The organism is Leptolyngbya sp. FACHB-671 (genome assembly GCF_014695745.1).
In the GTDB taxonomy this organism is placed as follows: domain Bacteria; phylum Cyanobacteriota; class Cyanobacteriia; order Elainellales; family Elainellaceae; genus JAAUTN01.
Map to the genome: position 1 here is coordinate 1 of NZ_JACJOV010000150.1, position 24,374 is coordinate 24,374.

A 24,374-nucleotide genomic window follows, 5' to 3' on the forward strand; every position below is an offset into this window, starting at 1 on the left:
CAGGTGGTTCTCAACAACCAACAAATCTCACTTAATCTGAAGCAACAGTTAGATGGCATCCAGCAGATTGTTCAAGCAATGGAAACCATCAATCAAGGGGCAAAAGAAACCGCTAGCGGTATCACGCAAGCCAAGGTAGGAACTCAGCAATTGAATGAAACTGCTTTGAATCTCAAGCAATTGGTATAGGAAATTTAGTCCCACAATAGTAGCTGATTAAATCCGCTACTTTGAAGTTGAAGCAGGATTTCTGTTTTCCCAAAGATTTGATAGGGACAGATCTAAATCAGGGAGCATCGTACCTTCGATCGCCAATGGCATGAGCAATGATGAACTATGAAAATAGATGATGAAGAGCTTCGGGAACTGTACGAACTCTCCAGCCAGGAGCGGCTGCGGAGGCTAGAAGCAGGTTTTCTACGCTTGCAAGAACATCCAGATGATGAAGCTGTTTTAGAAGAGCTACGGCGAGATGCTCACAGCCTCAAAGGTGACTCAAGAAGTGTAGGCGTAGAAACGGTTGAAGCGATCATTCAACAGGTTGAAGCAATTCTAAAAACCGTCCAGACGAAACGAGTTGCTTTAACTGCAATGGTGAGCGATCGCCTTCAGCAAGGGCTCCATGCCGTCAATATGCTAGTTCACGAAGCGGTAACGGGGCAGCAGAGCGAAGTAGACATTCCCCACATCGTTGAACTGCTAGTGGCAGCTCATCAAGAATTGGAAACCCTACAGCCTTTTGGTCCTGCTATAGAAAATTCGGTTAACTCTGCGGCTCTGTCGAGTTTTATTGACGACGAAGAGCTGCGAAATTTGTATGATTTTTCTAGCCAAGATCGATTACAGAAACTTCAAGCAGGACTGCTGTATCTTCAACGACACCCCAACGATGCTACGACCCTTGAAGAAATGCGTCGCGAAGCTCACGGGCTTAAAGGGGACTCTAGGAGTGTCGGTGTTGAAGATATTGAGGTATTGATCCAACAAATTGAAGGGATTCTCAAGAACGTTCAATCCCATCGGTGCGCCCTCAACATTGAAGTGAGCGATCGCATTCGTCAAGGGCTAGAGGCGATCGGACAACTCGTCCACGAAGCTGTAACAGGGCAACCCAACACTACCGATGTCATTCAAATTTTGGATCAATTGGTGCAAGTCGTTGATCATCCAGAAGAGTTTTCACCGGACTCTCTTCCTCTCTTATCAAGTTTCATAGAAGACGAAGAATTGCGTCACCTCTATGAAATTTCCAGCCAGCACCACCTCCAAAAACTGGAGGAGGGATTGCGATACCTGGAACAGCACCCTACTGATCAGGCAACCCTCGAAGCGCTACAGCAGGAAATCCATAGCCTTAAAGGGGACTCTAGAGGAGTTGGAGCGGATGCGGTAGAAACGCTAACTCACCACGTGGAAGAGATTCTCAAGGCTATCCAATTAGGAAGGATTGCCTTCCTTGATGTCAGCGATCGCCTGTATCAAGGACTAGAGTCAATTCACAAACTAGTTCAAGAAACAGTCACCGGTCAACCCAGTGAAGTAGATGTGCTGCAAGGGATTGAACTTTTGTTATTACCCCTTGAGGAAGCATTAGCCTCATCAGAAGCAGAAGTCATATTAGAAACGGCCGAAGCAGAAGCCACTGAAATCACGATTGAAACAGCAGATTTAACCACTCCACGCGCTGCAACCTTCATCGAGGATGACGAACTTCGAGAGATTTATAAGATTGCCTGCCGAGAGCGGTTACAGCGGATCGAGACAGGCTTGCTGCGACTCGAAAAGCACCCCGAAGATGAAGCAACGCTAGAGCAGTTATTGCGAGAAGCCCATAGCCTTAAGGGAGACTCCAGAAGCGTTGGTGTAGACCCTGTAGAAACCCTAATTCACCAGATTGAAGAAGTTTTAGGAGGATTTAAGCACAAACGCATTGCCCTAACCGTGGAAGTGAGCGATCGCCTTTATCAAGGGTTAGATGCGATCGGCAAACTGGTTCATGAAGCAGTAACCGGACAAATCAGTAAAGTTGATACAGCTCAAGTCCTCAACAACCTGATCGCAACATCACCGGCTCCAGAAACTCAGGTACTCGCTCCAGAAACAGTTGCCCTCACTCAAACCCCCACTCAACCCCCTACTCCTGGCGAGCAAACCCTCCTTTCTCTTTCCTCCGAAATTTCCTCTGAAATTAGCGAACTCTACCGCATCGATACTATTCGCGTTCCAACTCGTGATCTCGATGCTTTAATGACCCAAGCTGAAGAACTCACCGTTACCAAAACCAGCGTAGGTCAAATCGCTGCGGTGATTGAGGAGATGTCTAACCTTTGGAGGGATTGGAGAAGCAGTAGCAGAAACCAGGGATTGTCCTCTAAAGCCTCCTCTAAGTCCATTACTTATCAGGAACAGCTAGAGAGAACCATTAATTCTCTTAGAATCTCCACTCAAGAAAGCAGCACTCGACTCGACAAGATTTCTGGAGAACTCAGAGAAAAAATTCGCACCCTGCGACTGCTTCCTCTTTCTACGGTGTTTCAAACCCTTCCTCGCACCATTAGAGATTTAGCCAAACAGCAATCTAAGGACGTAGAGTTAATCATTGAAGGGGGTGACACCACCGCTGATAAAAGTATTCTTGAAGAAATCAAAGACTCCTTGCTGCACCTGGTTCGCAACGCTATTGACCACGGCATTGAGACTCCCAGCGAGCGGCAAGCCCTGGGCAAATCCACTACTGCCAAGATTTGGTTAAAGGGTTATCAAACTGACAATAAAATCGTCATTGAGGTTGCCGATGATGGACGTGGGTTAGATCTTGAGAAGATTAAACAAACTGCCCTTAAACGCGGATTGTATGACTCAGAAGAACTGGCGGCAATGTCTCCCAGTCAGATTCATTCACTCATCTTTGTGCCTGGGTTTTCAACTCGCAGCTTCATTACAGAAATCTCCGGGAGAGGCATTGGCTTAGACGTTGTTAGAAACAACATTGAGCGGTTGAAGGGAGAAATTCAAATTGAATCAAACCCCGGGCAGGGATGCACCTTCCGAATTCAGCTCAACACGACTTTAACAACGATTGATACTGTTCTTCTAGACGTACAGGGACTCATTCATGCGTTGCCGATTGAATACCTTGAGACAACACTCTTAATCTCTGAAAGTCAGATCTCTACAACTGAAGACAAAGCCACTATTAGCTGGAATGGACAAGATATCCCGGTCGCAGATTTGAGCGAAATGCTGAAGCTGTGGGAATCTCACGCTTACACTCCACCCATCACCACAAATCGACGAAAAAGTAATTTGCAGCAATGCGTTTTACTCAAAGTTGGGGAAGAGCGAGCCGGATTTTTCATTGATCGCCTGTTTGATGCCCAGGAAATTGTAATTAAGCCTCAAAGCCAAGTGCTGAAGCGGGTACGCCACGTCGCAGGAGCCACCATTCTGCCAACCGGAGAAGTTTGCACCATTTTGAATGCTCCTGACTTGATTAAATCGTTGAAGGAGCAAAACACTCCTGCGATTGCACTCAAACCCAAAACCGTTCGACGAAAACCGACTATTTTGCTGGTAGAAGACTCCGTTCCAGTTCGCACGCAGGAAAAGCGGCTTCTGGAGAGAGCAGGATACGAAGTGGTCATTGCTGTTGATGGATTGGAAGGCTACAATGTGCTGCAAACTCGTTCGTTTGATGCGGTGCTATCTGACGTAGAGATGCCCAACATGGATGGATTATCTCTCACTGCAAAAATTCGTCAACAGCAAGAATATAAGAACTTACCTATTATTCTGGTCACGACGCTAGATTCAGATGCAGACAAGAAGAGGGGCGCTGATGCGGGTGCCGATGCCTACGTCATTAAAGGGAAGTTTAACCAGGATGTGCTTCTAGAAATCTTAGAAAGATTGGTTAATTAAAATGCCCATTCGAGTGTTGCTGGTTGAAGATTCTCAGATTGCTCTCACTATTCTAAAACGGATTTTAAACTCATCTCCTGACATTGAAGTCGTAGGAGAAGCTAAATCTGGTCTAGAGGCTTTGGCGATGATTCCGGAGGTAAAACCTGATGTGATTTGCACAGACCTCCACATGCCCCGCATGGATGGACTCACTTTTACCTCTGAGGTAATGGCACTTTACCCCCGTCCCATATTAGTGATCAGTGCTTCTGTCCAAGACGAGGATACTCAGCAAGTTTTTCAGCTTTTGGAGGCGGGAGCCGTTGATATTTTTCCTAAACCTCTTGCTGGCTTAACGATTGATAATCAGGCGTTTGGGAAAGAGTTAATCAACAAAATTCAGATCCTTTCTGGAGTTAGAGTACTCACTAGAAAACGAAAAATTAACAGTAAACTCAAAAAACTAGAATCAGATAAAGTTTCTGTCTTTCAGTCAGATTTCTATCACAAACTTAGTCACAAACCTAAAATTGTGGTTGTGGGAGCATCAACGGGGGGACCTCAAGCTCTTCACGATGTGTTTACTCAATTGCCATCCGATTTTCCACTTCCAATCATTTGTGTCCAACACATTTGTCTAGGCTTCTTGCAAGGCTTAATTGATTGGCTTGCCAACAGTTGCTCTCTACCCATTCAAATTGCTCAGCCAGGAGAGCTGCCAAAGCCAGGAAAAATTTATTTTCCACCTGAGCAGCGACATTTAGAGCTGGACTCTAGAGGGCGATTTATCTGCTCTGACGCTTTGCCTTTGGGAGGACATCGTCCTTCGGTAACGGTTACTTTCGTCTCTGCTGCTAAGGCCTATGGGAAATCAACGGTAGGAATTTTGTTGACGGGTATGGGCAGAGATGGCGCAGATGGGATGCAGGCGATCGCCGAAGCAGGTGGTTTTACGATCGCTCAAGATGAGGCGACTTCTGTTGTATTTGGAATGCCTAAAGAAGCAATTAGTTTGGGAGCCGCAAAACAGGTTTTGCCGATTCAGGCGATCGCCCCGACTTTATTATCCTTACTACACATTAATTCCTCTTATCTAGCTAGTCGTAGAGACTAACAATAGCGAATCACAAAATACTGTAAATCGATAAATGCCGTTGGATCAAGTTTGCAAGATTTTAATGAGGAGTGTTAGGAAACTGAACGTGTCACCAACAGAACCTTTGAGCGCAGAGCGAAGAGAAGCATTTGTTCGGCTCATTGCCAAGCACACTGGCATAGAAATTAGAGCAAGAGATCAGGCAAATTTAAGCACAAAAATTTCTTCAAGAATGAAGGCGCTTAAATTAGATTCATCAACGGCATACTATCAGCTATTAGAATCTTCTAATGCCGATAGCCATCAGGAATGGCTAGATCTGGTTACACTGTTGACCAATGGTGAAAGTTATTTTTTTCGTGACACAGAACAGTTTTCGCTTTTACGGAACCAAATTCTGCCTGAACTGATTCAGCAAAATCAAGATAGTAAAACGATTCGCATCTGTAGTGCAGGATGCTCTTCAGGAGAAGAACCTTACTCAATCGCTATCCTGTTAAAAGAGCTTATTCCTGACTTAGAGCAATGGAATTTACTGATTTTAGGTGTAGATATTAATCAGCTCGCTTTAGAGAAAGCAAAAAAAGCAATTTATAGCCCATGGTCGTTTAGAAATGTCGACCCCGACGTTAAGCAGCAATATTTTCAACTCATTCATGATCGCTATAAGCTTGATCAAAGCATCAAAGAGATGGTGAATTTTCAGATTCTAAATTTGATCAAAGACGAGTTTCCTCAACAGGATTCTGAATTGAGGGATATGGATTTAATTATTTGTCGTAATGTTTTTATTTATTTTGAAAGAGCGGCGATCGCCAAAGTTATAAGCAAGTTCCACCGCACTCTTAAACCGCTTGGATATTTGCTGACCGGGCATGCCGAACTCTCCAATCAAAATCTCAATCCATTCCAAATTAAAGTATTTACAGAATCACTTATTTATCAGCGTACAGCAAACGATTCAACGACTGCATCCCTTTCATCAACACTAGATGAACAGCAGAGCTATTATCCAGAAAATTTATCCTCTGATACCGACGATGACCTGGGTGACAATCCTCACGTCGGAAGAAGCATCAGAATGCAGCAAATTGCACTCAACTTGCTCAGACAGCTTCCGCCCGATACGACCATTCAAAAATTAGGAAACTTAACTGCTGCCGAACTGATTCTACAGCTAGAAACAGAACTCAAAAGTCTTGACCAGGAACTATCATGAGCCAACAGTCTTACTTTACCTTTAGCGTTAATCAACAGCGCTGCGGCATCGATACAATGTATGTCGAAGAAGTCTTTGCCCTACCCGACATCACTCCCACTCAAAAAGCTTCTCGCGATATTGTTGGTATCATCAATTTTCAAGGGGAGTCCGTGCCGGTCATGGATCTGAACCTGACGCTAGGTCATTCTCCACTCAACTATCGATTGACGGATAGCTTAGTAATCTTAAAGTGGGAAGACTTGCGTGTTGGCATCATTGTGAATCAAATTGACGACATCAGAACTATACCTGCTCAAGAAATCAACACTGAAATTTTTCACGATCGGGAATGGATAGACGTTGAGCGGAAAAAAATCATTGCTGGAATTATTAGTGACGAAAACATCATTATCTTGAGCAATCCAGGCAACTGGCTCTGGTACGCAGAAATTCAAGATCTGCTATCTACAAAAGATTTTCCAGCAGAATTTCAAACCAACTTGCACACAGATCAACCGCAAGTTAACGGATATGAGGCACCACTAGCACAACAAACAACCCTATTTCCCAATGCAACGCCTCAGGAAAGGGAAATTTTCCGAAAGCGAGCCAACAACTTAAAAGTTTCAGTTCAACCGCAAGACTCAAAAGACCTAAAGCCTCTTGTCGTGGTTGCTTTAGGTGATGACTTTTTTGGCATTGATGTAGAAGTCGTGCGTGAATTTGTAGATGTTCGCAAGGTAACGCCTGTTCCTTGTTGCCCAAGCTACATCGTTGGCAACATGAACTTGCGCGGTGAGATTCTAACTCTAATTGATTTGCATGAATTCTTAGACCCCGCTAAGCGTTCAGTCAAAACAATTGAGGGTTCTAAAGCGATGGTGATCGAGGTCAGAAATGTGGTCGTTGGGGTAATGGTCAAAGAGATTGGCGATACGATGTTTCTCCTGGATCAACGGGAAGTCATGAAGGGTCCCAACGTGAGTGACTCCATCAACCTCAATAAGAAATACCTCCAGGGAATTGCTTCTTACCATGCGAAAGCCATGACTATTCTGGATATGGAAAGGATTTTCTTTAACAGCGGATTAATCATTGACGAAGCTATTTAATTGCCGGGTCATGAGATTGTGTCGTAGCAGTAATTAGTGATTATTGCTACGGCATACGTTGAAGAACCTTGTACCAATTTCTATAGCAATTTTCAAAGGCACGGCATACAGCAGTGGCGCGGTGCGCCACTGCTGTATGCCGTGCCTTTTTCACTCAAGCCTTTGCTGCTTCTAGCTTTGCTTCCATCCTCCGCTCTACTCATCTAGAGATACTTTCGTACAATTTGCAGTAGCTCTTCAGCCCGAGGAGGTTTAGTCAAAAATTCAGTTGCCCCGGCTAGCTGAGCACGAGTTCGATCAATCGAACCACTTTTAGCCGTTAGGATCACAATGGGTGTCTCCTTAAATGCAGGAGTATCTCGTAAAAACTTGCAGATACTGTAGCCATCTGCGTTGGGCAGCAGTAAATCTAGCAAAATCAGATCAGGCTTATGCTCAATGAGTTGAGAAAATCCTCGCATCGGTTCTGGAATACTTAATACCTGATAGCCTGCTGATGCGAGAATTTTCCTTAACGTATGAGTTAATACAGGACTGTCATCAATACAAGCGATTAACGGCTGTTTCTGGTTGAACTGAGCTAACTGTGCTGAGGATGGCTGTGCTGTTGAAGCCCGTTGTACAGAGACGCCCGCAAGGGGCTGAACAAACGCTGAGATGGGTAGGTCGGGTACTCTTTGAAATTGTAAAACTCCTTTCTCTACAAGAGAGATGAGGGAAAGGGTCACCTCAATCACCGATTTATCTACCAGAAAAGCAATATCCCACAGGGTAAAGTTAGCGTTAAGGTATTTATCCGAAATTGGCAGCGCTTGAGGATCTATTTCCTGTTTTACGTTAGGAGCAGTCGCTTGCAGGTTAGATTCTTGCTTGAGGGTTGGGCCAAGGGTTGGGCTCAGATAACCTAATCCAGCCGCGTGCCATTTCTCCTGCATCTTTGCGACTTTGTTGAAGATCGTATACGTTTCGGGAGAAGACAGAGCAATGAGATTACAGAGCGGTGACACATCTCTTGAGCAAGTTTTCCAAGTCTCTTTAAAGTCTGCCTGATTGCTCAGTTCAAATAAACATTCCTGGATAATGCTGCGAACTATCAGCTTCGCTTGAATTAAGCTCAGTCGCTTATGGTTAATGCCTAGGTCAAGGAGTTGATATTCCCAATGCTGATGATCCATTAATTGAGCAAAATCGGCTCCCCAATTCCATTTGGGACAATGCTGTCTTAAGGCTCTATCCCACCGTCTTGCACGATGATATTCATTAGTTGCATAAAGCAATTTGCCGTGAAAGATATGAAGGCACCAGATGTCTTTACGGCTGTTTAAAATCAGCTCTCCGTCACTCTCATCTCGACCTAATTTTTGTAATTCTTCTGTTAGCTGACTTGGGATCATTTGCAACTAAACCAAATGGTGTGTCTTTGAGGTTAGGGATGAGGACAATGCGATCGCCTTCAATAGGTTCGATATATAGACCAGTCACACTACAATGACAGACAAATATCCCTTTAAGTTCAAACTTAGAACCTTAGATTTTTCTATTAGTTGGCGACTGGTGTTACTTCACCAAGCAGCTGTGAAAACACCAAAACAAAAAGTGGATTTTAGTATTTTAAGATACATCTACTGTGACTCATTCAATGTAGCGATTTGTGGGCTTCCTTCTAATTTCATCAAGCAAACAGCGTTGGGTGAGCTGGCAGTTCAACAGGCGAGTGTACATCCTGTCATACGTGCAACACTTTTTTTTTCACTTTGATTTGTATCTCACCCGTAACTTTATTGAAGCTAAGTTCAAATCTTTATAAAATCTTTCAAGATGCGAATTTTCTGCTACCTGAGCAGAAAATTCATTCAGCCTGGAAAGCTTCTGGGCTAGTGGGTGGATACCATCGCCGCATCCAACAGAAACTTGACTTTGTTGATCAGTTCCAAGGTAGAAAAGCCTTTTGTCAGATAGTCCGTTGCTCCTAAACGTTTTGCTTCGGTGAACCATTCCTCCGACAATCGCGAAGAGATTACCAGAATAGGAGCTGTGACTTTTGCTTGTCGGCACCGATCGGTTAGCGTGAAACCATCCATATTTGGCATTTCAATGTCTGTGATGATCAGAGTAGGAGTATGTTTTTGCAGCCAATTCCAGGCTTCCAGTCCATCCACACAGGTATGAGTGGAATAGCCATAGGCGTGCAGGCTAATCTCCAGCCTTCGTCGAATCAGTGCCGCATCATCAACGATGAGAATGGTTGGCGTTGTCTCTTCTGGGTCTGGAACATCAGGTTCTGAAGGCGGAACTTCAGTGGGTTGGGGGAGCTTGGCTGGAGCCGTTAAAAGTTGTTCTAGTAAAGCAGTTGCTTCTAAAACAGGAATCAGGGTGCCATTGGTTTGCAAGCTGACTCCCATTAAACCGTCGGGTCCAACAAGAGGACTAGGGAGCGGATTGATCAGTAAGTCGGCTTGTTCTAAAAGCTCATCAGCAATCAGCCAGATGCCTTGCAAGCTGTCTTGAGGACGAATGTGGAGACAAACTGCCGTGTCAGGTAATGGGCGGGCGTGAGTCTGAGGTCGCCAGTATTCCAGTAGATCTAGTGCAGGAACTGCTTCAGTTTCGCTCTCAACCACGCGAGAGTAAACAGAATTTGTTTCTTTCAGAAAAGTGATGTTTAAGGAATCGAGTAGAGCAGTCGTCCTGATCGATTCTGTAGGAATTGCGAAAATGCGATCGCCCGCCTGAAGCAGGAGACAGGGAACCAACAGATGAGGCACCGGAAACTGAAGGTGAAAGGTTGTGCCAACTCCTAGCGTAGTGTCAAGATTTAACTTTCCGCCAATTCGAGAAATCTGAGCCGAAACCACATCCATACCCACTCCACGCCCCGAAATATCATTCGGGTCAGCCTCGGAACTAAATCCTGGTTGACAAATCACGGATAGCAGTTCAGCCGAGGTTTGAGTCTGGGTTAGTGGCAAGCCCAATGCTTCAGCCTTGAGCCGGATTGCTTCTGCGTCAATACCTCGACCATCATCTTGAAAGGATAGTTGAAATGTGTTGCCACGTCGTTGAAGGGACAAAGAAATCGTACCTTGCTCAGGCTTACCTTGAATGAGGCGTTGATCGACAGGCTCTAATCCGTGAGCACAGGCATTGCGGATCAGGTGCAGCAGAGCTGGCTCCAAGTTTCGGGCAGTGCTGACATCCAGTTCAATCTGCTCTCCTTGTACGACCAGTTGCGCGGGTTTGCCGTAGCGAGTTGTCAGATCTCGAAGGACTGCTCTCGCCCGGAAGCTGAGATTTTCAAATGGAACGAGGCGACTATCTTCAACCGTATCTTGAAGCTTGAGCAGGTTACTATCTAAGTTCTGCAAACTCTCAGCCGTCTGACGAATCACCCGTTCTGTTTCTCTGCCTAATTCAGATAGCCTTAAGTTTGTTTCTAGCAGTCGGTTAATGGTTGTGTAACCCTGCCGATAGCGTTCGGGCGTCGGACCTTGCGTATTGCGTCTCAGGTTATCTAAAAGGGCATAGTCATCCTGAATTTGGCGAAGATAAGTGATATGTTGGGCACCTTCCTGAGCCAGAGCCACTAGCTGATTGATTTGAGTTTTTAGCGTTTGATAAAATCCACGGGCTGTACGAGCCGTAAGTAAGGTTTCTATTAAATATTGAGCTGATTGATCTAGTTTTTCTAGAGGAACAGGAATCTGAATTTTATCTGCAAGGTCGTTAGAGCGATCGGACGGAGCTTGAAAGATATGCCGGGGAGAAGCAGCAGACGGAGCTTGAGCACCTGAAAGGTTTTGCGCTTGTGCTGAATCTGGAGCAGTGGAGTCAGTAGATTGATTCGGCGACTCTGGTAAATCCTCTACTTGTGTCAGGTCAACCGTGATGTCAACCTGCTCAAGCTGGTCAGAGGCTGCATCAGAGGGGCGATCGCTCCAGTCTGCTGCCCAGTCCAGGTCATCTGAGCCTGAATCAACCTTAAAATCTAACAGGTTAGATTCATCCCCAAACCTATCTAAGAATCCAACTTCTGCTGTTGTCGTTAGGTCGGGTTGGTCAGACGCAGGGCTGAGAAAATCGAGGGAATCTTCTTCGAGGACCAGCCCTTCGGCAAGATTCGCATCATCTAGGAAGAGGCTGGTATCAGTCAGGTCGTCGGATTCCTCTGGCTCATCCAGGAAGGAGAGGGGTTGACTGAAATCAAGCAATGCATCATCTGAAGAACTATCTAAAAGGTTTTCTGAAAAGACTTCTGATGTATTGTCTAACTCGCTGATCAACTCACTATCCAGTAAATTGAGTGAGTCAAACTGATGTTGTACAGGAGCATATTCTAAAGTTACATCTAAATTCACTTCTCTGTTTGCTGTCCAGTCTTCTTCAGGTACTTCTGTCCAGTTCAGCTCAAAAGCGATCGGAGCACCACTTTGCTTGGCACAAGTTTTTAGGACGTGAAAGAGACGCAGCCATTGCGATCGCCAAATTGAGTTTTCTGGACGCTCAAACAGTTGCTGAGCCTGATCAAGCAGTTGAAACCACCCCACCGCAAACTGCAAATCTTGCCCTACCTGTTGAAGTTGAGTCAGCGTTTGCTGCGCCAGAGTGCGCGTCATTTCCAGTACAGAACCTTGGGCTGGGGCTTGTTCCAGCGCAATCTCTAAGTCCAGCACGATCATGTCAAAGCCCTGATCGGCAAACTCCTGATGCAGTTGCTTTTGCTCATTCCAGGTGGGTAGATATCGCTCCCGCACCTCTCCATGCAGGAATTGGACCCGAGTTAAAATCGGCGCAATTTGAGCAACAGCAGACTCATCTGAAGTGGGTAAATCTAAGGCACTGGCTAACAGTTCACCTGTTTCTAGTAATGTTTGCTGCAGGTAGCCGTCTGTCAGGGGAGGAGCCAGTTCGAGGTAGCGGAGGTCGGACAGCAAATCTTCTACCACAGTTGCGAGCTTTAGAATCGCTTCAGCCGTGACCGTTACCGCGCCACCTTTGATCGTGTGGATACACCGATAAAGTTCCCGAACGTCACTCGTCCAGGACTCGGCATGGAGCCGCTTAGTGATTTGGTTATAGCGTTGCAGACAGTCTTGAGTATCTACGATAAATAGGGTAAGTAGCTCTTGCTGCAACTGGGCTTCGGCGAGTGCTTCTGGATCTCTTGAAGGATCAACGTCTGAAATCGACATGATGACTAATTTGTGAGCGTCCTTGAACAAAATTCATGGGTTGAATCGAGGCAATACCAATCAGTTCATCAGTTGACCCACATCAGGCTGACTCACTGCAACATTCACAGTACTCGGATGGGGCTCCTCTAAAGCAGAGTGTCCGTTTTGGCGAGTTTGACTGTGAAAGGTAGGAAATGCAGGTTCGTGAGATGAATTGGGGATAGTACCAGGTCGCAACTTAAAGAAGTCAACCGTCTGGAGCAACATTTGAGCTAGTTGCTCTATTTCTTGAGTCTGTGCCTTTGTCAAACTTGCCTGCTCGGATGTTTCAACGGCAATCGCCGCAATAGTACGAATAGACTGCAAAGCAGTTTGCACGGCAGTGGCGATCGCCTGACTGGACTGCACCATCTGCTGCCACGTTTGATCGACTTGCTCACTCGCCGTTTGAATCGTGTCAAACACCTGCAAAGACTGGTCTACCCCAACGGTAAAGTCACTCACCTGCTGACTAATTTCTTGAACGTCATAGTCCAATCCAGATACCGTAGTTTGAATTTGGTCGGTTCTCTGTTGCAGCAAAATCAAACTTTGGTTGGTTTGAGATGCGAGGTCGTCTACCTGAGCCGCGACCGTTTCAAACTCACGGGTAATGCTGGCAAACTGTTGTGGATCTTGTTGCATTGCGGCCCGGTTTGCCAACATAGACGCATTTACCGCCAAAATCCGAGTCATGGAGGCAATTCGTTTTTGGTCCTTAGCAAATTGGGCCGCCAGTTCCACATAACTGGTGAGCATTTCGACCCGTTTGGTGATCTGGTTTGTGTTTTGCTGAAGGCTACTCATTCCTTCAGAAATAGTGGTGATTTCTTGCTGTCCTTGGAGCGTTGCGGATTGAGTTAACCGAACTGCTTCACTAGTAGCAGTTATTTGTTGTGCAGCCTCTTGAGATAAGTCATCCACCGTCTCGATCAGGTTTTGCACCTGGATGATGGACTCTGTTTGCTGTTCAGCGTTATTTGAAACCGAGACTGCCGATTTTTCTAACTGGTTTGCTCCTTGAGCAACGTATTCCGTAGTGCCCAAAACGATCGCAATGACGTGTCCTAACCGCTCGACCAGACGATTTAAGGTATTCGCGATTGAGCCAGTCACTCCAGTGCTGCTGCGGGCTTCTACCGTCAAGTCACCTGATTCGAGCGCCGCAACCATTCTCAAAAGCTGCTCAACTTCGGTTTGCAGCTTTTGATTGGCTTGCTCGGCGATCGCCATCTGCTTTAATTGTTCTTCGGTTTGGACGCGATTAACCAGATCTTGCTGAATTTGTTCCTGGTCAAGTTTGAGTTGCTCTAGGGCTTTAAAGAAAGCAGTGGAGATTTGTTCTACTTCGTCTTGCTGCTCTAGGGCAGTCTTTTCTGCATCCGTACCGGCTATCCGATGACACTCAGCCAACATGGGCCGCAGGCGGTGATTGAGCGATCGCACCGACAAAGCCACCACCAGTGCTAAAGCCAACCCGACGGCAAGCGTTCCACCCACTGTGATTAGTGCAACCCGATCAAACACTGCTTCATAGGGCACAAAGGCAACTGCAATCCACTCTCTTTCAGGAATCTGTTCGTAGGCCCAGTACCCCTCCTCACCTTCTAAAATTCCGGCTTGACCGGTCATCTCTGACCAAACGGGTTCTAGCCCCGGAACTGATTGATAGGTGGCTACCGGGTCTGTCTCAGTGGCAGCAGATGGATTGGCAATCACCTGCCCGGTTCTAGTCAGCAGCGCTGTATATCCGGCTCCTTGCGTTACGGGTGTCTCGATTACATCATTGAATGCAGTGGGGTCTAGTTCGACAAACACCGTTCCTAGCCAACCTGCACCATCTTTTAGAATCTGAGCATAGTAGGTGGTCTTGTGTTGCTCCTCTAAGGCAGGGGATGACCAAACATCCTCTTGAGGGACAAAAAAGGTGCGGTAGCGATCGCTTTCAGGATAGAAGCTGTTGGCTTGAGTTCCGTCTACATAACGAACGTCATTGTAAGGCGGAGACAATAACGTTCCAGCCGCATCTGGCTCCCCCGAATCAAGATAGTAGTAGGCAGAAAACCACTGTTGCTGAGGCAAAATGCCATTTTGACTTTGACCAACACCTAAACCCCTAACAAAACTGGGGCGGTCTTTAAACAATTCAAATAGCAGTTGTCGATAGGTTTCGGCTGAATTGGTATTGCGAAGATGCAGCGCCAGGATGCTGGTTCTCAGGCTCTCTGCAAAGAGCTCGGCTTGTTCCAAACGACCATCTAAGAGCTGTACTTTATCACTCACAGCTTGTTGGATTTGTGCTTCTGCCTGGTATTTGACAATTTCACCAAACAGAAAAGTAATGCCACCCACTCCCACCAAAGCACCTCCCACAACTGAGATGAACAATTTGGTGCCAATCGAGTTGAGACGAAACCGTTGAATGAGTGGAAGCTGATTGATCGCTCTGAGAAAACTCATTCTACTAGCAGAGTTAGGGGTGGAAGGTCGGGGAGTGTGGGGTGTGAATGACATAAACGATCTGAATAAAGTTCAGGAATATGAAAGTTGCCGAATCGATACAAAACACTTCAAACCGCACACCCTGTCCTGTTTAGACCAACATGAAACCTGCTTGAAATTGTTTAGAGCGATCGCTTAGGAACAGTTTGAGCCGAGAGATGCGTTTCAACCCTGTCCGATGTGTTAGCAGAGATGTCCACGGTTGGAACTTTTGCCTGAGAGAGATCTACGGGTGTTTGAATTACCGTTTTGTCGCCTTTTAAGGTTGGCAACTGGAAGAATTCAATACTTTGCAGCAGTTGATTAGACAGCAGATTCATTTTCTCGGACTGAGTGCGGGTGCGTTGAGACAAGCCCGCCGTTTGGGTAGCAATTTCGGCAATGTCTCGAACCACTTGAGCCGCAGACTGAGCCGCATTTACGATTGCCTGACTGGATTGAGTTACTGCCTCACCTGCATTTACAGTTTCCTCTGTCACCACTTGGACACTGCTAAATACCTGACTGGATTGATCAACCCCTTCAGTGAAGCCTCTCACCAAGCCTCCCAGGTTCTGAATGTTGGCATCAATGATCGAAACTACACTATGAATTTGGGTACTGCGTTGCTCTAGTGTCACCAGTCCTTCATTGGTTTGCTGCGCCAATCGACCCACCTGATTGGCGATCGAATCAAACTCACGGGCAACAACGGCAAATTGTCTGGGGTCGCGTTGCTCAGAGGCGCGAGCGGCGACCAGCGAAGCGTTGAGTGCCAGTGTTTGAGTCAGGGAAGCAATCTGGCTTTGTTCCTGCACAAACTGGTCAGCAAGTCCGACGAATTCGCCTAGCGTTTTCATCTGTTGCACGATTCGGTTGGTACCTTCTTGCAAGACCTCAATTCCTTGCGTCAAAGTAGCGATCGCTCCCTGTCCTTGTTCCACAGTGAACCGCACACTTTCCAGCGAAGTGGTGGTTGCTCTGGCTTTCTCAGCCGAGCTTTGCGCCATTTGCTCAACTTGCTCGGTCAATTGCAAAACCTGAGTAACCGCCTGTGCCTGCTGTTCGGTGTTAGTCGCCACGACTTCAGCCATTGCCTTTTGCTGGTTGGCTCCTTCTGAAACCTGCTGAGCCGCCTCAACCACCTGAGTCACTACAGCTGTGAGTCGCTCAATCAAACGGTTAAAGGTATCTGCAACTAGTCCTGTGGTGCGATCGCTCACTCTTGCCTGAGTGGTCAAATCTCCTTCTTCTACTTCAGATACGACGTCTAGCAAATGACTCACTTCTTGCTGCAGAATCTCACTTTCTATCGCAATCGACGCCAGGTTTGCGACTGAGGTGACGAATGTTTGTTCATCTGCCTGCCATGCCCGCTCAGCGTTGCGGTCGCAGCGAATCACGCCAGCCGTTTGCCCCCCAATCTGAATTGGAATGTTTAAGACCGACTGAATACCAGATGCAATTTTCTCATTTGCAAAGAGGTTATAAATTGCAGGGTTAGCAATAGCATTTGTGGTGGCAATCACCGTATCAATCGCCTGGAAATACTCCTTCGCATAAATCGCGGTCAAGATATCTGCATCTTTATGCTGTTTGGTGGAATGGTCATACTGATCCAGACAGGTAAGTCCAGTGCGATCGCTCGTATACACCCAAATGCTGACGCAATCCACCTGAATGGTTTGGGCGATCGTCTCAGTAAAGGCTTTAGCCACCTCTTGAGCATCTCCTTGAATCAGCGCTTCATTTTGAGCCAGACTTGCCAACATATCGTTTTGATGGCTTAACTGCTCCGAGTTTTGGCGCAAGGTTTGCAGCAGGTTTTGAATCTGGGCCGCCATCTGGTTGACGTTGGCACCCAAAATTGCAAACTCATCACTACCTCGCACTGGGATTCGGGCTTCTAACTCACCTTGTCCCAACTTTTCAACCGTTTTGGTGACTCGCTGAATCGGGTCAGTGGCCCGTTTTGCTAAAAACGCACCCAACGCAGCCGCGACGAGAGCAGTTAGGACTGTACCCAGGGCGATCGCTCGCAACAACTGCCCCTGAGGCACAAAAGCAACATTAGATTCAACTGAGGTGACAACGCTCCAATCCAGGTTTGCAGCCGTTCTGATGGGGGCATAGGCATTTAGCTGTTCACCCGTTGCGGACTCTGCTAACCAGGCTTGCTGCCGTTTTTCGGCACTCACTTCAGGGAAAAGGGGCACCGCCTCAGCGATCGCCCCACCTAGTGCATTACTGTCAGTATCAGGTAAGTCTTGGAACACATTGCCTGAACTATCCACCAGCCGGTAGGTTGTTCCCTCGCGCAAGCTCGCTGTTCTGAGAACTGCGTTTCCCACATACTCTACCGGAATCCTGGCTGCAACGACCGCGATTGTTCTTCCAGACTCATCTGCGACCGGAGCCGCTACATAAATGGAGAGCCTCTCTGTGCCATCTACACCCGTCGTTGTATTCGGTTCACTCACAACGGCTTGCTCTGTGCTGAGAACTTGCTGAAAGTAAGCCGCATCTTTCTGATTCAGTTCCCGCGCAGAACCTTGAGATTGGGCAATCACCTCACCCTGGAGATCGTATAAAGCAATACTTGAGTAGGTTCGATAGTCTTGAACAAATGTAGTAAATTCCTCTGATGCAGCTTGCTCCAGCACAGCCCGCTGTGGAGAAGTGACACTAAGATTACCCACTCCCTCATCTTCAATGAGGTGATGGGCGATCGTGGCGACCGTTTTGATGTTAGCCAATCGTTCTTCCAGGAAGCGACTCACCTGGTCAGAAAGCTGATTTGCCTCAAGCAACTTTTCCTCAGCAATCTGTTGAGTAATCGCACTGTCTCCAGAACGATAGGCATACCAACCCACCATCGATACAGGCAGCACACCAAACACAGTTGCCAAAATAGTCGCTTTAACACCGATGCTCAACCCCCTGCCTAGCAGGTAGTCTTTCGAGAGATTCAGACCCGATCTTCTAAGCGATTGTTTTAACTTTGAGGTAGCGATATCCATCATTGCTGGACCTCCAGGAGAAGGCGAAGTTTGAGCAGATGGGGCTGAATTCGCTGTATTTTTAGGAGTATTCTGTTGGGAATCTGATACGTTCTGATGTTGGGCAGGCATAACGATAGGTTCCTACGTTATTTAAGTTGCATGAAAGCGAAAGATATCTAACTAGGAGATATAAACTCACCCAGACTCTGTTCGTTAATTCGATTCCATTGATAAATTCCCTGGCGGAATCCTTTCCAGTTGTCATAAATCCTACGAAAACTGCCATCCTGGCTAGCAAATCCTTCGTATAGCTCCAAGGCTGCGGCTTGTGCGCCATTGATAATTTCGCTAGAGTAAGGGGTCAACTCCGTTCCACTACTCACTAATCGCTGCAATGCCTCGCGATTGGCTGCATCATATTGAGAGAGCATCATAATCTGAGCCTCAGCAGCAGCAGCTTGCAGAGCTTGCTGATAGCCGGTAGGCAACTGATCCCAGGAGCCCCGATTCACAATCAGTTCATAAGTGGTTCCAGGCTCATGCCATCCTGGGTAGTAGTAGAATGGAGCAACTTTGTTTAGTCCTAATTTCTCATCTTCGTAAGGGCCAACCCACTCTGCCGCCTCAATATCATTTCGCTCAAGAGCAGGGGGAATTTCTTCAGGCGGGAGAGTTTGGGCGGCTGCCCCTAAACGCTTCATCACCTCTCCACCCAAACCCGGCATCCGAATTTTTAGCCCCTTCAAGTCAGCCAGGGTGTTTACTTTTCGCTTAAACCAACCTCCCATTTGGTTGCCTGTACTGCCTGCGGGAAAGTTGATTGCGTTGTAGTCGGCATACACTTCCCGCAGCAGGTCTAACCCACCTGCCCCATACATCCAGGCTAGATGTTGGTTAGGACTTAGCCCAAACGGCACACTGGTCGCAAAGGCAAAAGCTGGATTTTTGGAAGTGTAGTAATAGCCAGCCGTGTGACCACATTCGGCAGTGCCCGCCTGGATGGTATCCAAAATTTCCAAAGGAGGGGCAATTCCACCAGCAGGAAAGGCCGTGATCAGAAAATTTCCACCCGTTAACTCATTAACGCGATCGCAAATCAGTTTTGCTATCCCAAACACAATATCCAAGTTTTCGGGCCAACTGGTTGCCATTCGCCATTCAACTCGGGGCTGAGAACCTGATTGAACTTGAGAGCCAAAAAATTGGGGTTGATTGCTGCACGCAGCTAGAGTGCCTGCTGTAGCGGTGCCAATGGTGAGTTGACGAAGTAAATGTCTACGTTTCACAGTTCTTCTCGTTTAAGGGTGAATGAAGTTTCAAGCAAAACGGTCCAGTTCATATACCATCTTTTGCAGGGTAGGCAGTACTCATACCGATTTAATTTGAGGACGTTGCAGAGGCGTGTAGGGGCGCACCGCAGTGCGCCCTTACAGAAATTGATGTGTTGCGAAATCTATTCAAATCGGTATCACTAACTCTCACAGTTCACGTCCCTAGTCATTCAGGTCTTCGCCAAGCGTGAGTGGTACCCACCCCTACAGCAATACGATTGGTTCCTCGGGATTTAATGCCAGTATTGAGGTGTCCAAAGGCGATCGCTCAACAGTTCAGGACGAAAAAGCTGAATTGATCCCTGAACAGGCGGCGATACAGTTCCAGAAAGCTTAGATGCAGCAACACTCAACATGTCATCGGGAAGTTGCCCAGGCGAACGGTTATCCAAAATCTGATCAACTACAATCCCAATACCTGCCAGATGTTCAGTCTCCTGGCTTAGCTGTACCACATTCACGGTTTCTCGCATTAATCCGGATGTTTTCTTAAACAACCGCTGAATTTCAACCAGCGGCACAATCCGTCCATGATTATGAACCACTCCCAGAATGGCCGCATCGTAAAAGGGCAACGCTAAGATTTGCGATCGCTCAATCAACAAAATCTCAGCCACACACACCGACGGAAAAGCAAATTGTTGATCTCCAACTTGAGTGAGAATATAGCGATCTTGCAGAGACGGCGACGTTGTTAACTCCGTCTCTCCCTGCATAAGACCCTCTGCCGCAGCGTCTATCATATCTGGCCTCAAACTTTAGAACTTTTGCAAGGTTTGTTCGAGACGTTCGCGAGTCATGGGTTTCGGCAAATAGTCATTTGCCCCAGCTCGTTTAATTCCATAATTGATTTCCACAGCAGTCTTCTTGCTGGAATAAAAGATGACATGCTGCTTTGCCGTGTTCTGGTTAGAACGCAACTCCCGCAAAAACTTATAGCCATCCTGTTCAGGCATGACAATGTCCAGAAATACAGCGGTGTAATTGCCAGTCGCAATCTTATCAATCACCCCTGCCGTACTTTCGCAAGACTCAACCTGATGCCCCATTCCCTCAAGTAAGGATGTTAAGAAATGCCGATCTACAGCGCTATCATCAACAATTAGAAATCTCATGATCACTTCTCCTGGACTAAATGCGTCTCAACCTGATTTGAGGCTTGTAGCGGCGCTAATTCTCCTAACAATTCTCGAAGCTCAACCTGAAATCGTGGTACCTCCTGCATCACCACCGGTTTTGACAAGAACTTACAGCCACCCCACTGTGCCCGCCAGTTATTGGAAAGCGTTTTCTCAGCCGTTAACATCACTAAAGGAACCGAAGCCAACTTAGGCTGACGACGAATTTGCTTAACCAGATCAAAGCCCGTGATCTCCGGCATATTGATATCCAAAAAGATAATTGCCGGGTTGGAGTACAGGATTGTTTTAAGCGCAGTAGCAGGGTTTTGAGAGAGCTTCACCTGATAGCCCCAAGTCGTAACCAAACGCTTGAACTGATTCAAAATGATTGGAGAATCGTCAACAATGACAATCTCTGGAACAATAGCAGCGGTAGATGTGTCAAGCGTAACTAATCCTTCGTTGACCAGTTTGGCAAACCCTTTAGCAATTTCTAATGAATCTTGAGCTAGCGTTTCAGCAATCTCATTCAAGGTTTTGCCATGTAAAACCAGATTTTCCAAGCGTCGTTTTTGCTCAATTGACAAATTTGAGCGGGATACCGCCTCAGTGTTGAGAATCGGAACGCTCTCCATAGAAGAAATTTGAGCCTGGAGTTTGCGCCATAACGCCTGTCGCTTTTGAACATCAGAAAGCAAGCTTTCTAGTTCAAAACCGGGAATTGGAGATTCCACATGTAACTGAGGGGATGGCAAAAACTGAGCTTGTCCTGAACAGTCAAACAAACACAGGTCTAGGTCTGACAATATCTTCAGGCGCAATGCTTGGGTAATTTCTGACTGCTCGACCAGGCTCAGCTTACGCAGTTCGTTCAACAGCCTGGGAATAATAATGCGTTTTGCATTATGCTGCGTTGAAGTGAGTTTCCGCTCTAAAGTGAGAATCGTTTGCCTGACGCTGCTGTGGCGGAGACGAGGGATATAACGCTGCAGTGTTTCAAGCAAGCTCGGCCAGGAGAACTGTTGTTTCCCTGAGAAGACAACCCGTCCTTCTAGTAAAGCAATATATAACGGATTGACTTGACTGTTTTTAGGAGCAGCAGGAAATTCACAAAGCCAATAGCCCGTATGCGTGCCCTCAAGCAAATCTTGAGTTGCGTGGTTCAGTTTTTGGGGCAACTCTTGCGCTTGAAACGCAAAGTTATAAATTGCCGGTATGACCATGACGAATCAACAGGGAATGTATTGAGTAGACAGTCACTTTGTGCCATTGAGATAAGCAAAACAGCCCTTCAAGGGAAGGGTTGAACAATTGATGTAGAACTGACAGCAAGACAACCAATCAGCTAGTGAAACAACGTCAAACTAAGCAAGACGATTTTTCCCAAAATATGACTACAGGTAGAGGCACAATTAGCAGCGATAGAAGCACAATCAGCTAGGCGAATAGCAACACTTAGTGTTAACTGCATTACGTTGGAACCTGGAAAGCTTACACCCTAAGCTGTGGCGATGACCTGAAATACTCTGTGACTAGTACAGTTCTAGCTTGGCTCGTTGCATTACATTATAGTCAGAGCAGGTAGAAGGCAAAACAGTCTGTTCGCTGCACAAAAGGTATTGACCTACACAGAAGCTAGATGCAATTCGTGATTTTGCGCAACTTTTGATGCAGATGCCGAGCATTACTCCCAACACAATATCCTCTCGCTGCCTCAAAGACTAGCGATTTGTATGAAGATTCCTTGAATCTTGAGCCCTAGATTAATGTAATCTCAACCGTATTTCCGCAAAGGTACGCTGGGCAACAAGAAAATCAATTGAGCTGCCTGAACCACCTCGCAATACGGTTATGTTGAAACTTAAACAAAGTTTACACTGATAGGACTTTGGTACTTTTTCCTAATGTGTAAATTCTACGAGTTAGGGCAATTCTACTGCAACACCTGCAACACTTGCAACACGTAACGGATGCAATTGATAGGAGAGTTATACCGTTTCTCTACAAAGAGGATACAGAGGGAAGGGCACTCCGCCGACCCTCTGTATCCCTAATTTTTGGAATTAGTAATTAGATGAAGTCATCCGGTACTGATGGTTCCGTGGCTTTCACTTGTAGGCGTGCCACAAAACGATCAACTTCTAATGTTGCAGCATAGTCTACGTCGGGGGCTGCATACTCATATTCATAGCTTGAGACACGACGGTAGTACTGCTCAAGTTGTTTTAGTTTGAAGTCTAGAAAGTCCAGCCATGCTGCGGGGGCTTGCGATTGTTCCTCAACTCTCAACGCCATGCGACGGATTGCGATCAAGTTAGTGGCTGGCGTAAAGCCGAGGTCAAGGTCCATACAGCCTGCTGCTTCCTGGAACTCTATTCCGTTGATACTCCAATGTCCGTTCGAAGTAGGAGCGATCGCTAGCGCAACGTCTGATTGACCAACGAAACCCGAAACACTGGCAGCACAGGTCTGCCAACTGTTATTAACACTCACCTCATAAGCAAGGAGGCACGGCATCTGCTCGAACAGGAAGATCGCTGTACCGGATAATTGCCAGCCAGCAGTAGATTTCCAGAGTCGGCAGATGTCGTGTCCAGGCAGATCCAATCTCTGCCAAAGAATTGTGTGATCGAGAGAGCTCATCAAAGCACTGATTAGACAAGGTTCAGATTACTTGCGATGATAATTCACAGTCATGAACTGTTGCCACTGTCCATCGTCCTTCAAGAGGTGAGAAGTCATCACTCGGTGGTCATCGCCCTTAAACTCAATCACGTCCTTATACTCTGCCATCTTCCCTTCACCAGACATTGCAGGACCCTCGCTGTGGAGTGACAGCACCGTTTCAGTGGTATTCATCTCACCCTTGTATGTCCACAGGTAGGTCATCATTGACCCAACCCAAGTGCCTACATACTGTTGTTTTTGGGAGTCATAGCCAAGCGTCATCATGGTTGTTGCGGTATCACCATCGGGCATCTCACCGTATCCTTCTGCCACAACCCAAAGTTCGCCGAGCGATCGCACACTTTCGTTTCCCATACATTTGGCTGGCGGCTGATCTGGACCCATTGATGCTTCAGTTTCATATGTCCATTCACCAACTAATCTCTGGAGCCAATGATGTTCTTTTTGAGGTTCAGAATGCATCATTGACTCCTGTTGAGCTGTATTAGTCTCCATTACTTTATCTCCTTATTCTTTCAAGGAATCACAGTATTTCTTGATCTGGGCATCAAGCAGCTTGATCACAATTAATCATCCAGGGAATGCCGAATTGATCGACTAACATCCCAAAACGGTAAGCCCAAAATGTCTGTTGGAGCGGCATCCGGACCGTTCCATTTTCTGCCAATGCGTGAAAGATGCACTCTGCTTCCGATGGATTGTCCAGCCCAATCGATACGGAGAACCCTTTTGGCTCTTCCGTATATCCAGGTGGATTGTCAGAACCCATTAATTCCTGATCGTCTATCATCAGGGCAACATGCATGATCTGATCGCGCCACTCTGAAGACACCTGCGCAATCATAGATGGGTCTGGAGACTGTGCATAGGTCATCATATCTATGATTTTCCCGTTTAAGCACCGTTCGTAGAACTTAAACGCTGCTTCACACTGACCATTAAACATCAAGTAAGAATTCAACTTCATGGTACGCTCCTTTGGCTAAAGAATAATCAAGAATTGCGATCGCCTAAAGTGATAGAGCTATCCCGCACAATAGTTCAATTGTACTATTGTTTATCAATTTTACTCACTCCTGCAATTTATCTTTAGGAAAACCTAACTACAGAGGAAAATGCAGAACATACAGGAATCAGTTCACCCTTTGCTGTGAGATGAGAGCAAGCCAGAGCGATCGCTATCCTAAAATGAAGATTACTGTTCTCAGTAGCGAAGTTATTGCAGTTAA

17 protein-coding genes are annotated in these 24,374 nt (G+C 46.5%); 6 read left to right on the forward strand and 11 right to left on the reverse strand.

The genetic code is table 11. The annotated features are described in order from the left end of the window. From H6F93_RS23920 to H6F93_RS23940, 5 genes are all read left to right on the forward strand, one after another. A partial coding sequence (locus H6F93_RS23920; protein WP_524538004.1) for a hypothetical protein occupies positions 1 to 189 on the forward strand: 189 nt, incomplete at its 5' end. Between the two features lie 147 nt (positions 190 to 336). Beyond that, on the forward strand, positions 337 to 3,921 hold the full coding sequence (locus tag H6F93_RS23925) for a hybrid sensor histidine kinase/response regulator (RefSeq protein WP_190686344.1): 3,585 nt from the start codon (positions 337 to 339) through the stop codon (positions 3,919 to 3,921). 1 nt (position 3,922) lies between these two features. Then, complete coding sequence (gene cheB, locus H6F93_RS23930) at positions 3,923 to 5,017, forward strand: chemotaxis-specific protein-glutamate methyltransferase CheB (RefSeq protein ID WP_190686347.1); 1,095 nt, start codon at positions 3,923 to 3,925, stop codon at positions 5,015 to 5,017. A gap of 88 nt (positions 5,018 to 5,105) precedes the next feature. Then, a complete protein-coding gene (locus H6F93_RS23935) occupies positions 5,106 to 6,218 on the forward strand; it encodes a CheR family methyltransferase (RefSeq protein ID WP_190686350.1) in 1,113 nt (370 codons plus the stop codon). Further along, entirely contained in the window at positions 6,215 to 7,312 is a 1,098-nt protein-coding gene (locus H6F93_RS23940; RefSeq protein WP_190686355.1) for a chemotaxis protein CheW, read from the forward strand. Before H6F93_RS23935 ends, H6F93_RS23940 begins: the two co-directional genes overlap by 4 nt. 203 nt (positions 7,313 to 7,515) lie before the next feature. Here H6F93_RS23940 and H6F93_RS23945 read toward each other — a convergent pair whose 3' ends face one another. Continuing rightward, complete coding sequence (locus H6F93_RS23945; RefSeq protein ID WP_190686358.1) at positions 7,516 to 8,706, reverse strand: response regulator; 1,191 nt, start codon at positions 8,704 to 8,706, stop codon at positions 7,516 to 7,518. Positions 8,707 to 8,800: 94 nt separating this feature from the next. Between H6F93_RS23945 and H6F93_RS33690 the strand changes: the two genes are divergently transcribed. Then, entirely contained in the window at positions 8,801 to 9,070 is a 270-nt protein-coding gene (locus H6F93_RS33690) for a hypothetical protein (RefSeq protein ID WP_206755768.1), read from the forward strand. Positions 9,071 to 9,186: 116 nt separating this feature from the next. On the opposite strand, the gene H6F93_RS23950 is transcribed toward H6F93_RS33690, so the two are convergent. The 10 genes from H6F93_RS23950 to H6F93_RS23995 form a co-directional block, all read right to left on the reverse strand. Then, positions 9,187 to 12,501, reverse strand: a complete 3,315-nt coding sequence (locus H6F93_RS23950; protein WP_190686360.1) for a response regulator — start codon at positions 12,499 to 12,501, stop codon at positions 9,187 to 9,189. Between the two features lie 60 nt (positions 12,502 to 12,561). Continuing rightward, positions 12,562 to 14,982 carry a methyl-accepting chemotaxis protein gene (locus tag H6F93_RS23955; RefSeq protein WP_190686363.1) on the reverse strand — a complete coding sequence of 807 codons (2,421 nt, stop codon included), beginning with the start codon at positions 14,980 to 14,982 and terminating at the stop codon, positions 12,562 to 12,564. A 164-nt stretch (positions 14,983 to 15,146) separates the two neighbouring features. Beyond that, positions 15,147 to 18,134, reverse strand: a complete 2,988-nt coding sequence (locus H6F93_RS23960; RefSeq protein ID WP_190686366.1) for a methyl-accepting chemotaxis protein — start codon at positions 18,132 to 18,134, stop codon at positions 15,147 to 15,149. A gap of 47 nt (positions 18,135 to 18,181) precedes the next feature. Continuing rightward, positions 18,182 to 19,291, reverse strand: coding sequence for a TRAP transporter substrate-binding protein DctP (locus H6F93_RS23965; RefSeq protein ID WP_190686369.1), 1,110 nt, complete (start codon positions 19,289 to 19,291; stop codon positions 18,182 to 18,184). Positions 19,292 to 19,569: 278 nt separating this feature from the next. Beyond that, a complete protein-coding gene (locus tag H6F93_RS23970) occupies positions 19,570 to 20,079 on the reverse strand; it encodes a chemotaxis protein CheW (protein ID WP_190686372.1) in 510 nt (169 codons plus the stop codon). 15 nt (positions 20,080 to 20,094) lie between these two features. Beyond that, complete coding sequence (locus tag H6F93_RS23975) at positions 20,095 to 20,451, reverse strand: response regulator (protein ID WP_190642926.1); 357 nt, start codon at positions 20,449 to 20,451, stop codon at positions 20,095 to 20,097. A gap of 2 nt (positions 20,452 to 20,453) precedes the next feature. Continuing rightward, positions 20,454 to 21,680, reverse strand: coding sequence for a response regulator (locus H6F93_RS23980; RefSeq protein ID WP_190686375.1), 1,227 nt, complete (start codon positions 21,678 to 21,680; stop codon positions 20,454 to 20,456). A gap of 847 nt (positions 21,681 to 22,527) precedes the next feature. Further along, the gene (locus H6F93_RS23985; protein ID WP_190686380.1) at positions 22,528 to 23,100 is read right to left on the reverse strand and encodes a putative glycolipid-binding domain-containing protein; all 573 of its coding nucleotides are present in this window, start codon (positions 23,098 to 23,100) and stop codon (positions 22,528 to 22,530) included. A gap of 27 nt (positions 23,101 to 23,127) precedes the next feature. Continuing rightward, the gene (locus tag H6F93_RS23990) at positions 23,128 to 23,640 is read right to left on the reverse strand and encodes a DUF1579 domain-containing protein (RefSeq protein WP_190686384.1); all 513 of its coding nucleotides are present in this window, start codon (positions 23,638 to 23,640) and stop codon (positions 23,128 to 23,130) included. Between the two features lie 52 nt (positions 23,641 to 23,692). Beyond that, positions 23,693 to 24,112, reverse strand: coding sequence for a VOC family protein (locus tag H6F93_RS23995; RefSeq protein WP_190686387.1), 420 nt, complete (start codon positions 24,110 to 24,112; stop codon positions 23,693 to 23,695). Positions 24,113 to 24,374: the final 262 nt, after the last annotated feature.

Excerpts from the sequence above, each read along its gene's own strand:
- H6F93_RS23940 (WP_190686355.1), top strand. The coding sequence starts at position 6,215 with ATGAGCCAACAGTCTTACTTTACCTTTAGCGTTAATCAACAGCGCTGC.
- H6F93_RS23985 (WP_190686380.1), bottom strand. The coding sequence starts at position 23,100 with ATGAGCTCTCTCGATCACACAATTCTTTGGCAGAGATTGGATCTGCCT.
- H6F93_RS23950 (WP_190686360.1), bottom strand. The coding sequence starts at position 12,501 with ATGTCGATTTCAGACGTTGATCCTTCAAGAGATCCAGAAGCACTCGCC.
- H6F93_RS23995 (WP_190686387.1), bottom strand. The coding sequence starts at position 24,112 with ATGAAGTTGAATTCTTACTTGATGTTTAATGGTCAGTGTGAAGCAGCG.
- H6F93_RS23955 (WP_190686363.1), bottom strand. The coding sequence starts at position 14,982 with ATGAGTTTTCTCAGAGCGATCAATCAGCTTCCACTCATTCAACGGTTT.
- H6F93_RS23925 (WP_190686344.1), top strand. The coding sequence starts at position 337 with ATGAAAATAGATGATGAAGAGCTTCGGGAACTGTACGAACTCTCCAGC.
- cheB (WP_190686347.1), top strand. The coding sequence starts at position 3,923 with ATGCCCATTCGAGTGTTGCTGGTTGAAGATTCTCAGATTGCTCTCACT.
- H6F93_RS23975 (WP_190642926.1), bottom strand. The coding sequence starts at position 20,451 with ATGAGATTTCTAATTGTTGATGATAGCGCTGTAGATCGGCATTTCTTA.
- H6F93_RS23970 (WP_190686372.1), bottom strand. The coding sequence starts at position 20,079 with ATGATAGACGCTGCGGCAGAGGGTCTTATGCAGGGAGAGACGGAGTTA.
- H6F93_RS23990 (WP_190686384.1), bottom strand. The coding sequence starts at position 23,640 with ATGGAGACTAATACAGCTCAACAGGAGTCAATGATGCATTCTGAACCT.
- H6F93_RS23980 (WP_190686375.1), bottom strand. The coding sequence starts at position 21,680 with ATGGTCATACCGGCAATTTATAACTTTGCGTTTCAAGCGCAAGAGTTG.
- H6F93_RS23960 (WP_190686366.1), bottom strand. The coding sequence starts at position 18,134 with ATGCCTGCCCAACATCAGAACGTATCAGATTCCCAACAGAATACTCCT.
- H6F93_RS33690 (WP_206755768.1), top strand. The coding sequence starts at position 8,801 with ATGACAGACAAATATCCCTTTAAGTTCAAACTTAGAACCTTAGATTTT.
- H6F93_RS23945 (WP_190686358.1), bottom strand. The coding sequence starts at position 8,706 with ATGATCCCAAGTCAGCTAACAGAAGAATTACAAAAATTAGGTCGAGAT.